This window comes from Nonomuraea maheshkhaliensis (genome assembly GCF_039529435.1).
GTDB classification, from domain to species: domain Bacteria; phylum Actinomycetota; class Actinomycetes; order Streptosporangiales; family Streptosporangiaceae; genus Nonomuraea; species Nonomuraea maheshkhaliensis.
The window spans coordinates 79297-94605 of record NZ_BAAAMU010000002.1; the positions used below are offsets into that span (position 1 = coordinate 79297).

At 71.9% G+C, this 15309-nt stretch carries 12 protein-coding genes; 5 read left to right on the plus strand and 7 right to left on the minus strand.

Annotation, left to right across the window (positions count from 1 at the left end):
- Positions 1-217: 217 nt before the first annotated feature.
- The 5 genes from ABFX54_RS02135 (at position 218) to ABFX54_RS02155 (ending at position 5375) form a co-directional block, all read left to right on the plus strand.
- Positions 218-814, plus strand: coding sequence for a DUF3000 domain-containing protein (locus ABFX54_RS02135; RefSeq protein WP_346101144.1), 597 nt, complete (start codon positions 218-220; stop codon positions 812-814).
- A gap of 45 nt (positions 815-859) precedes the next feature.
- Entirely contained in the window at positions 860-2086 is a 1227-nt protein-coding gene (locus ABFX54_RS02140) for a ribonuclease D (RefSeq protein ID WP_346101145.1), read from the plus strand.
- 117 nt (positions 2087-2203) lie between these two features.
- Positions 2204-3349: a Gfo/Idh/MocA family protein gene (locus tag ABFX54_RS02145; RefSeq protein WP_346101146.1), complete on the plus strand. Its 1146-nt coding sequence runs from the start codon at positions 2204-2206 to the stop codon at positions 3347-3349.
- Positions 3346-4512: a dihydrodipicolinate synthase family protein gene (locus tag ABFX54_RS02150; RefSeq protein WP_346101147.1), complete on the plus strand. Its 1167-nt coding sequence runs from the start codon at positions 3346-3348 to the stop codon at positions 4510-4512. Before ABFX54_RS02145 ends, ABFX54_RS02150 begins: the two co-directional genes overlap by 4 nt.
- Positions 4509-5375 (plus strand): sugar phosphate isomerase/epimerase family protein, encoded by an 867-nt coding sequence (locus ABFX54_RS02155; RefSeq protein WP_346101148.1) that lies wholly within the window; start codon positions 4509-4511, stop codon positions 5373-5375. The genes ABFX54_RS02150 and ABFX54_RS02155 overlap by 4 nt, the downstream gene beginning before the upstream one ends.
- 100 nt (positions 5376-5475) lie before the next feature.
- Here ABFX54_RS02155 and ABFX54_RS02160 read toward each other — a convergent pair whose 3' ends face one another.
- The 7 genes from ABFX54_RS02160 to ABFX54_RS02190 all read right to left on the minus strand — a co-directional run bounded on the left by ABFX54_RS02160 (position 5476) and on the right by ABFX54_RS02190 (position 15209).
- Entirely contained in the window at positions 5476-6090 is a 615-nt protein-coding gene (locus tag ABFX54_RS02160; RefSeq protein WP_346101149.1) for a class I SAM-dependent methyltransferase, read from the minus strand.
- Between the two features lie 149 nt (positions 6091-6239).
- Entirely contained in the window at positions 6240-8816 is a 2577-nt protein-coding gene (locus tag ABFX54_RS02165; protein ID WP_346101150.1) for a PEP/pyruvate-binding domain-containing protein, read from the minus strand.
- Positions 8817-8977: 161 nt separating this feature from the next.
- Positions 8978-9919: an alkaline phosphatase family protein gene (locus ABFX54_RS02170; protein WP_346101151.1), complete on the minus strand. Its 942-nt coding sequence runs from the start codon at positions 9917-9919 to the stop codon at positions 8978-8980.
- A gap of 95 nt (positions 9920-10014) precedes the next feature.
- Positions 10015-10788: a sugar phosphate isomerase/epimerase family protein gene (locus ABFX54_RS02175; RefSeq protein WP_346101152.1), complete on the minus strand. Its 774-nt coding sequence runs from the start codon at positions 10786-10788 to the stop codon at positions 10015-10017.
- A 250-nt stretch (positions 10789-11038) separates the two neighbouring features.
- The gene (locus ABFX54_RS02180) at positions 11039-12031 is read right to left on the minus strand and encodes a LacI family DNA-binding transcriptional regulator (RefSeq protein WP_346101153.1); all 993 of its coding nucleotides are present in this window, start codon (positions 12029-12031) and stop codon (positions 11039-11041) included.
- Positions 12032-12254: 223 nt separating this feature from the next.
- On the minus strand, positions 12255-13463 hold the full coding sequence (locus ABFX54_RS02185; RefSeq protein ID WP_346101154.1) for a hypothetical protein: 1209 nt from the start codon (positions 13461-13463) through the stop codon (positions 12255-12257).
- A 234-nt stretch (positions 13464-13697) separates the two neighbouring features.
- Entirely contained in the window at positions 13698-15209 is a 1512-nt protein-coding gene (locus tag ABFX54_RS02190) for an LCP family protein (RefSeq protein WP_346101155.1), read from the minus strand.
- Between the last annotated feature and the right edge of the window lie 100 nt (positions 15210-15309).

Sequence of the window (15309 nt, forward strand, 5' to 3'; positions counted from 1 at the left end):
CGCCGACGAGCGGCCTTTCGAACAGCCGCCGTGCCTCGACGGGCACGAGCCCGGCGAGTGCCCCGAGTGGGCCTGCCTCGGCTGCGGCCACGCGATCACGCTCGGCACCGTGGAGTCCACCCGCCCGGCACGCCAGCTGGTTACGGCAGCGGCTTGATCACGAAGGATGAGCACCCCCGTGGTCCCCTTCCGCCCGTCTTCGACCTACGCTTCGGCTATGACGCTCGGTGACCAGCCGCCGCCGCCCGCCGCGTTCACGCGTGCCGCGGCGAGCCTGCGGCAGGCCGAGGTGCGCCCGGAGATCGAGCTCGAGGACCTGCCCGCGCCGCAGCGGCTGGCCCCCTACTCCGCGGCCATCGGCGCGTCGGTCTACCGCGACGACGACGAGCTCGCGGTCGGCCGGCTGATCCTGCTCTACGACCCCGACGGCCAGCGCGGATGGGAGGGCCCGTTCCGGCTGGTGGCCTACGTCAGGGCCGACATGGAGCCGGAGATCACCTCCGACCCGCTGCTCGGGCCCGTCGCCTGGAGCTGGCTGACCGAAGCTCTCGACGCGCATCAAGCCGACTACTCCGCCGCTGGCGGTACGGTGACAAGAGCCGTTTCCGAGGGGTTCGGCAACAAGGCCGACGACCCGGTCACGACCGAGCTTGAGCTGCGGGCATCGTGGTCACCCGCGCAGGAGGATCTGTCCGGCCACGTCGCCGCCTGGTGCGACCTGATGTGCGTGGCCGCGGGCATCCCGCCGCTCCCGCCCGACGTGGCCGCGCTGCCCCGCCGACGTGATGATCCGGAGAGTGACCGAACGAAGTGAGGGCACCAGTCAAGACAGCACGCGCGTCATGAGGTCGGTGAACTCATGACAGAAGAACGCACAGTGGAGCCACTGCTGGAGCCGCGCGAGGGCATCCCCCCCGTCGTCGCCGACGCCGCCGGGCTGGACGAGGTCGTGGCGCGCTTCGCCGCGGGCACGGGCCCGGTCGCGGTCGACGCCGAGCGCGCCTCCGGCTACCGCTACGGCAACCGCGCCTATCTCGTGCAGCTGCGCCGCGCCGGAGCCGGCACCGCGCTCATCGACCCGATCGGCTGCCCTGACCTGTCGGCGCTCGATCAGGCCGTGGCGGAGGCCGAGATCGTCCTGCACGCCGCGTCGCAGGACCTTCCGTGCCTGATGGAGGTGGGGTTCAAGCCGCGCGAGATGTTCGACACGGAGCTCGCGGGCCGGCTGCTCGGCTACGAGCGGGTGGGCCTCGGCACGATGGTCGAGACCGTGCTCGGGCTGCGGCTGGAGAAGGGCCATTCGGCGGCCGACTGGTCCACCAGGCCGCTGCCCGAAGACTGGCTGCGTTACGCGGCGCTCGACGTGGAAGTGCTGGTCGAGCTGCGTGACGTGCTCCACGGGGAGCTGGCGGACTCGGGCAAGCTGGAGTGGGCGCGCGAGGAGTTCGCCGCCGTGCTCGGCACCCCGCCGCCGGTGCCGCGCTCCGATCCGTGGCGGCGCACGTCGGGCATTCACAAGGTACGCAACGTCCGGGCGCTGGCGATCGTGCGGGAGCTGTGGACCATGCGCGACCAGCTCGCCCGCGAGGCCGACCTGGCGCCGGGGCGGGTGCTGCCGGACTCCGCGATCGTCGCCGCCGCGCTGGAAGGCCCGCGCACGAAGAAGGCATTGACCGAAATTTCAGCATTCACCGGGCGAAGTGCGCGCAGGCACATGAACGACTGGCTCGCCGCGGTGGCCAGGGCCAGAAACCTGCCCGACCACCAGCTGCCCCAGCCCAGCACGCCCGGTGACGGCCCGCCCCCGCCCAACCGCTGGGCCGACCGCGACCCGGCCGCCGCCAAGCGCCTGGCCGAGGCCCGCGCCCTGGTCGCGGCGCTGGCCGACGAGCACCACATGCCCACCGAGAATCTGCTGCAGCCCGACGCCGTACGCAGGCTCACCTGGGAGCCGCCCGCCGAGATCACCGACGAGAGCGTGACCGCCCGGCTGCGCGAGCTCGGCGCCCGCGAGTGGCAGCTCTCCCTCGCCGCCCACCCCATCGCCAAGGCCCTGGCCAGGCTGGAGGTACGCGGCGGGCCCTAAGCTCGACACCGGGTGACTCACCCGCGGTCGAGGCCCACCTGAGGTTCGCGCCACTTGACGCCCTCGGTGGCCCGGCCGTACCGTTCGGGAAAGCGCTTTCCGTGTGAAGGGAACCTCATGAGCGTGCGCACCATCGGGGTCGTGATGAACGGCGTCACCGGGCGGATGGGCTACCGCCAGCATCTGGTCCGTTCGGTTCTGGCCATCAACGAGCAGGGCGGCGTCACGCTCTCGGACGGTTCCAGGGTCAAGCTCAGGCCCGTACTGGTCGGCCGCAATGCCGACAAGCTTTCTGATATCGCCACAAAGCATGACATTTCGGATTTCACCACTGACCTCGACGCGGCCCTCGCCTCCGACGACAACCTGATCTACTTCGACGCCCAGGTCACCAGCGCCCGGGTGAAGGCCGTGCTGAAGGCCATCGAGGCGGGCAAGCACATCTACGCCGAGAAGCCGACGGCCGAGTCGACGCAGGAGGCGCTCGCGCTGGCCGAGGCCGCCGCGGCCAAGGGCGTCAAGAACGGCGTGGTGCAGGACAAGCTCTTCCTCCCCGGCCTGCTCAAGCTGAAGCGGCTGATCGACGGCGGCTTCTTCGGCCGGATCCTGTCGGTGCGCGGCGAGTTCGGCTACTGGGTGTTCGAGGGCGACTGGCAGGAGGCCCAGCGCCCGTCGTGGAACTACCGCGCCGAGGACGGCGGCGGCATCGTGCTCGACATGTTCCCGCACTGGCACTACGTGCTGGAGAACCTGTTCGGCCGGGTCCGGTCCGTCTACGCCCAGGCCGTGACGCACATCCCCGAGCGGGTGGACGAGCAGGGCAACACCTACCAGGCGACCGCCGACGACGCCGCGTACGGGATCTTCGACCTTGAGGGCGGCATCGTCGCCCAGATCAACTCCTCCTGGACGGTTCGCGTCAACCGCGACGAGCTGGTCGAGTTCCAGGTGGACGGCACGCACGGCAGCGCGGTGGCGGGCCTGCGCAACTGCCGCGCCCAGCACCGCTCGGCCACCCCGAAGCCCGTCTGGAACCCCGACCTCCCGGCCACGGCCCGCTTCCGCGACGGCTGGCAGGAAGTGCCGGACAACGCCGAGTTCGACAACGGCTTCAAGATCCAGTGGGAGGCGTTCATCCGCCACGTGCTGGAGGACGCGCCCTTCCCGAACGACTTCGCCTCGGGCGCCCGGGGCGTGCAGCTCGCCGAGCTGGGCCTGCGTTCGAACGCCGAGGGCCGCAGGATCGAGGTGCCGCAGCTGTGAGGATCGACCTGCCCTGCTTCGGGGCGTATCCGCTGAGAGAGCCGGTGAGCTGGCCGGTCGTCGCGACGCCCGCCTCCAGCCGGATCGTGTACGCCGCCGCCCACGTCGTGGCCGACCCGCTGGGCGACAACACGCCCGGCTCCCCCGCGGCCGTGGACTGGGAGGCCACGCTGCGCTTCCGCCGCCACCTGTGGTCGCACGGCCTGCGCGTCGCCGACGCCATGGACACCGCGCAGCGCAACATGGGCCTGGACTGGGCGGCCACCAAGGAGCTCATCCGGCGCACTGCCGAGGAGGCCCGCGCGTACGGGGACCCGGCGACGCTGGTGTCCTGCGGCGCGGGCACCGACCACGCGCCCGATGCGGCCGACCTGAACACGATCATCGCCGCGTACGCCGAGCAGATCGAGACCGTCCAGTCGGCGGGCGCCGGCGTGATCGTCATGGCCTCACGCCAGCTCGCGCGGGCCGCCTCGGGCCCGGCCGACTATCACCAGGTGTACGGCAAGCTGTTCGGCCTGACCGACCGCCCGGTGATCCTGCACTGGCTGGGCGAGATGTTCGATCCGAACCTGGCCGGCTACTGGGGCTCGCGCGACGTGGCGGCGGCCACGGACTCGTTCCTCGAACTGATCCACGCCCACGCCGCGATGGTGGACGGCGTGAAGGTGTCGCTGCTGGACGAGGAGCACGAGGTGGGGCTGCGCGCCGCGCTGCCCGAGGGCGTCAAGCTGTACACGGGTGACGACTTCAACTACCCGTCGCTGATCAGGTCGGGCTCGCACGCGCTGCTCGGCATCTTCGACGCCATCGCCCCGGCCGCGGCGGCGGCGCTGCGGGCGCTGGACACGGCGCAGGCCGCGGGTGACGAGGCGGAGCGGGAACGGGCGCTGGCCGCGTACGAGGAGATCCTGGCCCCGACCGTGCCGCTGTCGCGGAAGATCTTCGAGGCGCCCACGTACAACTACAAGACCGGCATCGTCTTCCTGGCCTGGCTGAACGGCCACCAGGACGCGTTCGCCATGGTGAACGGCGCCCAGTCGGCCCGCTCGCTGCGGCACCTGTCGGAGGTGTTCCGCCTGGCCGACCAGGCCGGGCTGCTGACCGACCAGGAGCTCGCCGTACGCCGCATGAAGGCGCTGCTGGAGGTGAACGGCCTGTGAGCCTGTCGCTGAACCAGTGGACGACCAGGCGATGGTCCCTGGCCGAGGCCGTGGACGGCTGCGTACGTCACGGCCTTCCGGCGATCGGGCTGTGGCGGGAGAAGGTGGCCGAACAGGGCCTCGCGGAGAGCGTCAAGCTGGTACGTTCCGCCGGGCTGCGGGTCTCGTCGTTGTGCCGGGGCGGCTTTCTCACGGGTGGCGGACTGCCCGGTGAGGAAGGGAAGAGGGCGTTCGCCCAGGCGCTGGAGGACAACCGGCGGGCCGTCGACGAGGCGGCGGAGCTTGAGGCGTCCTGTCTCGTGCTGGTGGTGGGCGGTCTGCCGGGAGTGCGGCCGGGCGAGGCGCTGCCCGCGACCGGGTTCACCCGCGATCTGGCCGGGGCCAGGGAGCGGGTGGCCGAGGCGCTGACGGAGCTGGCCCCCTACGCGGGTGAGCGCGGGGTCAGGCTGGCCCTGGAGCCGCTGCATCCGATCTACTGCCCGGACCGCGCCGTGCTGTCCACGCTGGGCCAGGCGCTGGAGCTGAGCCTGGCCTTCCCCGAGGAGCAGGTCGGCGTGGTGGTGGACACCTTCCACGTGTGGTGGGACCCGAGGCTGTTCGAGGACATCGCCAGGGCCGGCCGCCGGATCGCCGGCTACCAGGTGTGCGACTACCTGCATCCGCTGCCCGAGGACGTGCTGCTCGGGCGGGGCATGATGGGTGACGGGGTGATCGACTTCCGGCCGATCACCGAGGCGGTGCTGGCGGCCGGATACACCGGGGACGTCGAGGTGGAGATCTTCAACGCCGACATCTGGGCGGCCGATCCCGACGAGGTCGTGATCACGATGAAGACCCGCTACGCGGACGTCGTGCTTCCCTGAGTCCGGGCGCTGCGCCGACCGGCCGCCTCTCGCCGCCGGTCCGCAGCCCCGGCGCCGGTCCGCACCCCGGTGGCGGCCCCCGAGCTCCTGGGGCCCGCCGTCACTCCGGCTTGTCCCAGACCAGCAGGTAGCGGCGCAGCAGCAGGCGGCGGAACCGGCAGCCGGGCAGCACCTCGCGGGCCAGCCGTTCGGTCTCGCCCCACGACAGCACCGGGGGCAGGGAGGGCACGCTCTTGCCCGGCCCGCTCTTCGGGCCGTGGCGCAGCCGCAGCAGGTGGGAGGCGACCTGGCCGGCGCCGCTGATCACCCAGTCGCGCGGCGAACGGTTCTTGGCCAGGCCGACGACCACCAGCCGCCCGCCCGGCGCCAGCAGCCCGGCCAGGGCGAGGGCGGAGCGGCGGAACTCGGCGTGGTGGGTGACGGCGACGGCGCTGATGAAGTCGTACTTGCCCTCGGGGAGCAGGCCGCGCGGGTCGTCGAGGTAGTCGGCCGTGACGAAGGAGACGTTGTCCAGGTGGCCGTGGCGCTCGCACGCCAGGGCGACGGCCGCGCAGGACCGGTCCGCCGCGGTCACGTCGGGAACCCTGGCGGCCAGCTTGCTCGCCAGCAGCCCGTCGCCGCAACCGATGTCGAGCGCCCGCTCGCAGCCCGCGGGCATGAGCTTCATCACCAGGCTCTGGTAATGAACGTTGTGGTTCCAGTAGGGCTCGGACATTCGATCACCATAGCGGCCGGGGGTTCGCCGGCTCCTGGCTTTTATCCCGTTCGTCTGAGTCCGTCACGCAGCGTGCCGGGAGCGTCGCCAGGCAGGTCGCCGGGGCGATCGGCCGGGACGGTCGCCGGCTCGGCCGCCCGAGACGGTCGCTAGGACGGCAGTGTCACCGTGCCGGCGGCGCCGTCGACGGTGATCTGCTGGCCCGAGGTGATGCGGTGGGTGGCGTCGGCCACGCCGACGACGGCCGGGATGCCGTACTCCCTGGCCACCACCGACCCGTGCGACATCGCCCCGCCCATCTCCATCACCAGGCCGCCCGCCGTCAGGAACAACGGCGTCCAGCCCGGGTCCGTCGAGGGGCAGACCAGGATCTCGCCCGGCTCCAGGTGCGCGCCGATCGGGTCGAGCACCACCCTGGCCACGCCGGTGACCGTGCCCGCCGAGGCCGGCGTGCCCGTCAGCGCGCCGGCGGCGGCGGGCTGGGCGAGGGCCTCGGGCTCCGTGCCGTCGGACAGCAGCACCCGGGGCACGTGCCGGCGCCGTCGCTCCCGCTCGTACGTCTCCCGCCGCCGCGCCACCGGCTCGCGCAGGTCGGCGCCCGAGTCCAGCGCGGCCCGCGTCTCGCGCAGGTCGAGGAAGAACACGTCGCCGGCTGAATCCAGCACCCCGCGCCCGGCCAGGTGTTCCCCGACCACGAGCAGGCTGCTCCGGATCGCCGCCAGGGTCTTGACCAGGTAGAACTTGGGCAGCTCGCGCAGCCCGGCGTACCTGCGCGTGCGTCCGAGCCCGAAGCGCACGACGGCGGCGCGCCAGCGCCCCTTGAGCCGCGCCCGCGCCACCACGTGGGCGATGGCGGCCCGCGCCTCCCGCTCGCCCCTGGCGAACTGCGCGGCGGGCGCGAGGTCGGGGTCGCCGTCCATGCGCAGGTAGTTGGCCAGCACGCCGAGGATGTGGGCGGGCTCCTCCGACCATCGCGGCACGCCCAGGTCGATCTCGGCGACGCCACGGTGGCCGTACTCGGCGAGGAAGGCGGTGATCTCGCGCTGGGCGACGGGCGGCAGCCGTTCCTCCCGGTAGCGTCGGACCAGCTCGGCCACCGTCAGCTCCTTGAACGGCTCCGGCTCCACCCGGGTGGCCAGGCGCCACAGTTCGAGGTCCATCTCCGTGGTCGGGTTGTGGGGCACGCTGCGCAGCACGTCGCCCATCTCGTTGATCGGCACGCCGGAGAGCCTGGACGCCAGCGCGAACAGGCCGTACCCGGTGATCGCGATCGGCATGACCGAGATGATCAGCGGGAACGTGCGGACGAGCACGTGCTCGGCGTGGTCGAGGCGCTGCGCCGGGGTGGCCGACTCGGGCACCCGCAGCCGCCGGTCGAGCTCCTCGCCGAGGCGGACCGTTAAGGCCAGCGCCCGCTCGGGGCTGGTGAGCGCCGTCAGGACGCGGGACGGCACGTGCACGTTCCTGATGAAACGGGCCAGACCGCGCAGAAACGGGCGGCGGGAGCTGTGCGCCAGGGACAGGCGCGGGTCCTCGAACAGCCGCTCCATCACCGACACCGCGCGGGCCTCCCCCAGCGTCAGCGCGCGGGGCAGGATGGCGCGGCCGTTGCGGGAGCGTACGGCGGCGGTGAGGTCGAGCCACAGCCGCTCTCCCGAGCTTGCCAGGAAGGCGGCGCCGTCGAGCGGGTCGGCGGGCGCGTGCCCGGCCAGGCCCGCGCCACCGGCGCTGATCACCCGGAACGCCGCCTGCCCCATCGGGGTGAACGGGCCCATGACGCCCTGCGCGACGTTGACGGAGAAGAAGACCCGCAGGCCGGGACGGGGTCGCTCGGGCAGCGGGTAGAGCGTGGTGATGGGCCTGGCCTGGGTGAGCCAGAGCCGCCCTTCGTGGTCGATGGCCCATTCGGTGTCCTGCGGCGCGCCGTAGTGCCGCTCGACGCGGGTGCCCAGCTCGGCGAGCCGGAGCACCTCCTCGTCGGTCAGGCAGAGCCCGTCGTGCGCGGTCTCGACCCGCTCGGTGCCGCCGCCCGGCAGGGAGCGGATGGCCAGCCGCTTGTCCCCCGCGTGGCGTTCGAGGATCCGGCCGTCGAAGACGAGGAAGCGGTCGGGGTTGACGGCGCCGGAGACGACCGCCTCGCCGAGCCCTGGACTGGCGTCGATCACGGCCTCGTGCCGGCGGCCCGTCACCGGGTTGGCGGTGAACATCACACCCGCCACCCGCGCGTCCACCATCACCTGGACGGCCACCGCGAGCCGCACGGCGGCGTGGTCGATGCCGTTGGACTCGCGGTAGGCCACTGCGCGGTCGGTCCACAGCGAGGCCCAGCAGCGGCGGACGGCGTCCACCACCGCCGCCCCGCCCACCACGTTGAGGAAGGTGTCCTGCTGGCCGGCGAAGCTGGCGAACGGCAGGTCCTCGGCGGTGGCGGAGGAGCGCACCGCGACGGGCACGTCGTCGCCGAGCGCGGCGTAGGACTTCAGGATCTCCTCGTGCACGTCGTCCGGCACCGGCGCCCGGAGCAGGTGCCGCCTGGCCCGCGCGGCCAGGTCGTCGCCGCCGGTCTCAAGACCCCGCGCGACCTGCCGGTACGCCTCCGTGGTCAGCACCCAGCCGGGCGGCACGGGCAGGCCCGCCCTGGTCAGCTCGCCGAGGTTGCCCGCCTTGCCGCCCACCTCGGCGAGCATGCCCGCGTGGATCTCGGAGAACTCCAGAGCCGTCTTCATCGAATGCTCCCTGCCGGTTCGGCGTCGCTTCATCACCAGTGTCACGCAGTCCGGCAAAGAATTCAACACTTGATGAATCAACGTGGCAGGGTCGAGTCGTCGCGGGGCGAGTTGTCCTGGGGCGAGCCGGCCGCGCGGAAGCCGCCCTAGGCTGAGCCGTCCTAGGACGACCCGTCCGCGCGGGAGCCGTCCAGGGGTGAGCCGTCCAGGTCCCAGGCCGGGTCGAGGTCCACGCCGAGCGCGGCGAGGACCGTCGGGGCCACGTCCACCAACCGCGGCCCGCGCAGCGGGCTCTCGCCCAGGTCCTCGCCCAGCCGGTTGGCGATCACGAACACCGTGCGCTCCTCGTCGGAGGTGCCGCCGTGGCCGCCCGCGTCCACGTGCCCGTGGTCGGTGGTGACCAGCACGGTCCAGCGCTCGTCCGGGTACGTCGGCCGCGCCCGGATCGCGGCGAGCAGGCGGGCGAGGTAGGCGTCCTGGGCCTCCAGGGCCGCGGCGTACTCGGGGCAGTGGGGGCCGAGGTCGTGGGCCACCTCGTCGGTGTCGCCGAGGTAGACGAACGTGGCGTCAGGGTCACCGGTTCCCAGCAGGCGTTCGGCGGCCTCGGTGACCTGCTTGTCGGCCAGGGCCCAGCCGATGGCGTACCCGTCGAGGGCCAGGCGATGATCGATCCCCGGGCCGAAGGCGCCGTGCTCGGCGAGGGCGGCCCAGGAGAAGAGGGCGGCGGTGGTGAGGGTGGGGCGGGCCAGCTTCACCCGTGTCAAGAAGTCCGGATATTTAGTGAACTGGGGGCTTGCGAAACCGTTGTCCACGACGCCGTGTTTGTCGGGCCAGACGCCGGTGGCGATCGACGACCACCCGGGGCCGGAGTCGGTACGCGACCGGATCACCCGGCCGCCGTCACCCGCCTCGGGACTCTTGGGCACGACCTCGCCGGGCGACTCGGTGCGCGGCGTACCGGCCTCACCGTAGGGGAGGAGGCTGGTGCCGTACGCACCGGTGGACATGAGCGCCTTCAGGGTGGGCGCGGGCAGCTCCATGAGCCGGTCGTACCGCAGGCCGTCCATGCCGACGACGAGCACCTTGCTAGAGAATGCGGACATCCCCCCATCTAAGCGCCCATCCCCACCGAAACCCATCCACCCCACACCGAACACCGACCGGCGACCGGCGACCGGCGAAGTTCAGTCGGCGATTTTCAGGGAGTGAATCGGCATATCCACTCGGCGGCGCCCGGCAGGATCTCCTCGACCGGCGCCACCTGCGGATACCACGTTCGCTCCCACTCCAGCGACACCCAGCCGTCGAAACCGGCCTCACGCAGCAGGGCGCCCGCCTCGTCCAGGGGCACCGACCCGGTCCACATGGGCACCGGCGTGGTGTCCTGCGCCGAGACGGCGTCCTTGATCTGAACGTACGACAGATAGGGCTCCAGCTCGGCCAGCGACCGCGCCGGCGGTTCGCCGTGCCGCCACGGGTGGAGCAGGTCCCAGAGGGCGCCGGTGGTATCGGGGCAGTCCGCCTCCGCGAGCAGCCCGGCCACGGCCGCGCCGGTCGGCATGCTGTCGTGGGTCTCGACGAGCACGCGGCGGCCCAGGTCGGCGGCGGGTCCGGAGACCGCCTTGAGCCGCCGGGCGCCGACGGCCGGATCGTCGCCGCGCGGAAACACCCGCACGCCGGGCGCACCGAGGTCGGCGGCCAGCCGCAGGTCGGCGAGGAGCGCCTCGATCACCGGCTCATCCGGCCCCGGCTCACAGATACCGACATATCCGGCTAGTGCGGCGATCTCCAGCCCCGCCCCCTCAACCCGCTCCCGCACCGAGGCGCGCTCCTCGGGACCGAGCCCCGCGTGCACGCCGGTGTCCGGATGCAGCCGCAGCTCCAGGCCCTGACAACCATGCCCGGTCGCGATCTCGATCGCCCTGTCCAGCCCTTCGCCGGGCATCCCCAGCGTGCTGACCGCCAGCCTCACACCATTCTCCCCATCAACGCAGTGCCTCCACGCGGTCCACACCGGCCTTCATCACCAGCACGCCACCCTCCGAACAACAACCTCGCCCGACCAAGAACAGGCCCGCCATGATCCCCTTGACCACCCGCCACCTTCCTGGAACCGCAGCCCTTCGGCCATATGTCCCCCTGCGGGCCCACCGCCCTCGATCACACGCCACGTGCGAGCGCTTCCGCCCGGATCGGCCGAGTGGGCACGACGATCTCCGGGGTCAGGGGAGCCTCCGGACGCTTTCCCGGAGGACGACCTCGCCGGCGACCTGTTCGACCACGATCGGGTCGTCCTCGTTCAGTGCCAGGACCAGCGCCCGCGCCCCCATGTCCTTCAGCGGCAACCGTACGGTCGTCAGCGCGGGCACATGATCACGGAGCGTGACGATGTCGTCGAAGCCGGCCACCGAGACGTCCTCCGGCACCCTGACCCCGCGCTCGCGGTAGGCCGCCAGCGCCCCCACCGCCATCACGTCGTTGACCGCGAACACGCACGTCGCGTCCCCGACCTGCTGCGCCGCCGCGTAGCCGCCGTCGCGGTCGAAGGGGCCGTGGATCACCTGCGGGGCGGGCAGGCCCAGCTCGGCGAGCGCGTCGGTGAAGCCGGCGCTCCGGTCGGCCGCCGTCCCCATGACGGGCGGCCCGGCCAGCACCGCGAACTTCGTGTGCCCCAGCCCCGCCAGCGCCCTGGCCAGCTCGGCCGCGCCCTGCCGGTTGGCGGGGGCGACGGTGTCGACCCCGAGCAGGTCCTGGCCGACGCAGGCCGCCCTGCCGCCGCCCGCCTGGTAGCGGGCCAGTTCGTCGCGCAGCCGCCCGGTGACGCCGGGGTCGGCGACGCGCGAGCCGACCAGCAGGACCGCCCGCACGCGCTGGGCGTGCAGCGTCGCCACGTACGCGATCTCCTGCTCGGGGTCGCGATGCGTCGTGCCCACCATGACCAGCAGCCCTTCGGTGGCCGCCGCCCGCATGGCGCCGTCGGCCAAGGCGGCGAAGTAGGGGTCGGTCAGGTCGTGGACGACGATGCCGATGACGTTGCTCGCCCCTCGGGCCAGCGTCTGGGCGGCGATGTTGGCCCGGTAGCCGAGTTCGTCCGCGGCCTGCTCGACGCGCGCCCGCAGGGCCGCGCCCACCTGGCGGGTGCTGCCGTTGAGCACCCGCGAGGCGGTCGCGAGCGAGACGCCCGCCTGCTTGGCGACGTCTTCCAGCGTGACCACGAGACCTCCCGGAAAGCGGTTTCCAAGTCTGCCAGACCGGCACCTGGATCCGCATCCTGCCACGCCCCGGCCCCCGTACGACAGGATGCCGCACCCCGGAAGGGACATCGCCCGTCAAACATCGCCCGTCAAACATCGCCCGCCACATCCGCGGCAAACACGACCGGCACACCACCCCCCCGGCCGCGCCCGTGAAGGGCGCGGCCGGCCTCACATCATCGGGTCAGGCCCAGGGGAACAGGATGTCGAGCAGCCCCTTGCGCTCCTCCTGCGTCGGCGCGGGCACCGGCGCCTGGGTGGCCCCGGAGTCGGTCTCGGTCGGCGTCTGACTGTTGTTGTCCGTCTGCTTGTCCGAGGTGTTGGTCTCGACCCCGTTGTCCCGGCCGTCGTTGTCGCGGTCGTCGGTGTCGTTGATCTGGCCCTGCGGCTCACGGGTGGGCCGGTTGGTGGCCCTCGTGGTCGGCTTCGACTCGCGGGTGGCGGTCGGGCGGGCCGAGGGCTCCCGCGTCGCGGGCTGGCGGACCCGCTGCTGCGGCGTCGCCGGCACCGAGGCCCGCGGCTGGTCCGGCTGGTCGGTGGTCGTGTCCACGGGCTCGTCGTCGGCGGGCTCCTCGGACTCCTCCTCGACCGGCTCGTCCTCGGGCAGCGCCGACTCGGACGGGGTGTTCACCTCGCCCGCGCTCGCGCACTGGGCGCCCGCGCAGGGGTCGTCGGAGGACGTACCGGTGAGCATCCAGCCGGCGCCCACGCCGACGATGACGACCGCGACGGCCGCCACCAGCAGCACCCGTGTGCGGCGGCGCACCTCGCCTTCGCCCTTCGCGCGCCCGCCGTAGGAGTCCTTGCCGTCGCCGTCGTCGGTCCAGCCGGACCCGAGGAAGCCGCGCTTGGGCCGGTCGTCGTCGAGGTCGTCGCGCTCGTCGCGGTCGCTGTCGTATCCGCGGTCCAGCGGGAGATACGGGTTGTCGCTGTCGATCCGGTGCGGCCCGCTGAGCCCGTCGTCCAGGTCGTGCGGCCCGCTGGGTCCCCCGAAGTCGTGCGCGCCGCTGGGTCCCCCGAAGTCGTGCGCGCCGCTCGGGCCGCCGAAGTCGTGGGCGCCACTGGGCCCGCCGAAGTCGTGCGCGCCGCTCGGGCCGCCGAGGTCGTAGCCCCCGGACGAGCTCAGCACGTCATGCGGACCGCTCGCGCCGCCCAGCGCGTCGCGGGAACCCGGTCCGTCCAGCACGTCATGGGGCCCGCCGAGCACGTCGTGCGGGTCAGGGGCGAGCAATCCCCTCGGCGGGGGGTCGTCGAGCACGTCACGCGGCCCGTCGATCGGTTGCGAGCCCTTGTCAAGAGGCAGGATGTAGGTCTCGTTGCCGACCACCTGGATAGCGGGTTGCTCGTCGGTGTCCTCGGTGCTCCACCGGGGGGACAGCACATCACCCGTCATCAACTCCGGGTTTAACGGCCTACCCTGCCCATCCTCGTATGGCCTGTCGTTCTCGTCGCGCGCCACGGTGGAACCTCTCTAGTTCGAAATCAGACCGCGCCCCTTCCTACCACTACTTGTCGGGATATTTCACTTGTTTCGCTAGAATTACTCTCCGTAACATTTGCCCCAATGGCGTTTCCTGTCACGTCTGTACGGGTAGGTAACGCCTTCACCCACCCGGTCAGTACGGGGTCACTTGCACGGGTTCGTGTTGCTGTCGACGACCCTGTCCTTGAGCGAGTCGGGAATCGCCGAGACCACCCGCACGCCGGGCCAGTCCTTGCCGATGACGAGCTGGATGATCGGCCCGCCGGGCGCCTGGGCGGCCTTCGCCTTCCCCTTGTACGGCTGCGCCGTCAGCGGCCTGACCTTGCCCGCGACAGGCGTGCGCTTGTCCTTCGACAGCCGCGCTGCCACCGCGTCACCGTAGGCGGGGCCCTGCTCGGCGTCCTTCTTGGCGTACCGTACGGCGGTCGTCGGGGTCAGGGCGGCGTTGCCCACCTGCGTGACCACGAACCCCTGGGTGGCCAGCTCGTCGGCCACCTGGAGCGCCTTGCCCTCCTCGCCGGTGGCGTTGAGCACCTGGAGGCGCACCTGCTTGTTCTCGATCTTCGGCGTGGCCGGCTTGCCAGGGGTGGGGGCTGCGGTGACCTCGACGTCGTTGCGCACGCTCTCGAAGAAGTTGCTCGCCGCCGGCTCGGAGAACTGCACCCGCGCCTTGTCCTGCGGGTACTCCTCGATCGGCACCGTGATGCCCTTGAGCTCCTTGGCGGTCAGACCCTTGACGCTGTTGGCGATCTCCAGCATCCGGTCGAGCGACAGGCCGTCGTCCACGGTCACGGCCTTGATGCCGGCCTGGAGGAAGTCGTTCAGCTTGGCCGGGTCGGTGAGCAGGCCGCCGTTGGTGATCTCCTTCAGCACCTGGGTGAGGAAGATCTGCTGGCGGGTGATCCGGCTCAGGTCGCTGCCGTCGCCCAGGGCGTACCGGGTGCGTACGTACCCCAGCGCCTGCTCGCCCTTCACCCGGTGCTTGCCCGGGCCGAGCACGAGCTTGGACTTCGGGTCGTTGACCGCCTTGGGCAGGCAGATCTCGATGCCGCCGATGGCGTCGATGATGCCCTTGAAGCCGGTGAAGTCCACCTTCACGAAGTGGTTGATCTTGATGTTGGTGAGGGATTCGAGGGTCTTGATCGTGCAGTTGATGCCGCCGTCGTTGAAGGCGGAGTTGATCTGGCGGATGCCGGGGGTGAGCGCGGTGCCGTTCCTGGCCTTGCACGCGGGGATCAGCACCATGGAGTCACGCGGGAAGCTGATCATGGTGGCGTTGTCGCGGTTGGGGGCGATGTGCAGGAGCATGATCGTGTCCGTGCGCTCCCCCGCGCCCACGGTGGTGGCGCCGTACTTCTGGTTGTTGCCGTCGCGGGAGTCGGAGCCGACGAGCAGGACGTTGAGCGCGCCGGTGTCGGGCGGCCGGCTGGGGCCGACGTCGATGGCGTCGCGGACGATCTGGCCTTCGAGGTAGCGGTAGTAGCCGTAGCCGCCGAGCACCGAGGCCACCAGCACAATGGTCAGCCCCACGGCCACCCAGCCGAGCGGCGTCAGCGGGTTGCGCCGGGGCTCGGAACGGCGTCCTCTGTGGTCCGGCGGAGGTAGGGGTGGCGCGACCCTGCGGCCAAGAACCGCCTCGTCCTGCTGCTCCCTCATGCGGTTCACCCCTCGCACCATGATCGCGAAGCATAGCCACAAACAGGCCCTCAAGAGGACAGGTCCCAGCATCTCGCGCCTACTTCGCTCCTCCATGATG

Bases quoted from the DNA above. Each gene is read 5' to 3' on its own strand.
- ABFX54_RS02165 (WP_346101150.1), bottom strand. From the start codon at position 8,816: ATGAAGACGGCTCTGGAGTTCTCCGAGATCCACGCGGGCATGCTCGCC.
- ABFX54_RS02190 (WP_346101155.1), bottom strand. From the start codon at position 15,209: ATGAGGGAGCAGCAGGACGAGGCGGTTCTTGGCCGCAGGGTCGCGCCA.
- ABFX54_RS02145 (WP_346101146.1), top strand. From the start codon at position 2,204: ATGAGCGTGCGCACCATCGGGGTCGTGATGAACGGCGTCACCGGGCGG.
- ABFX54_RS02185 (WP_346101154.1), bottom strand. From the start codon at position 13,463: ATGACGGGTGATGTGCTGTCCCCCCGGTGGAGCACCGAGGACACCGAC.
- ABFX54_RS02170 (WP_346101151.1), bottom strand. From the start codon at position 9,919: ATGTCCGCATTCTCTAGCAAGGTGCTCGTCGTCGGCATGGACGGCCTG.
- ABFX54_RS02140 (WP_346101145.1), top strand. From the start codon at position 860: ATGACAGAAGAACGCACAGTGGAGCCACTGCTGGAGCCGCGCGAGGGC.
- ABFX54_RS02135 (WP_346101144.1), top strand. From the start codon at position 218: ATGACGCTCGGTGACCAGCCGCCGCCGCCCGCCGCGTTCACGCGTGCC.
- ABFX54_RS02160 (WP_346101149.1), bottom strand. From the start codon at position 6,090: ATGTCCGAGCCCTACTGGAACCACAACGTTCATTACCAGAGCCTGGTG.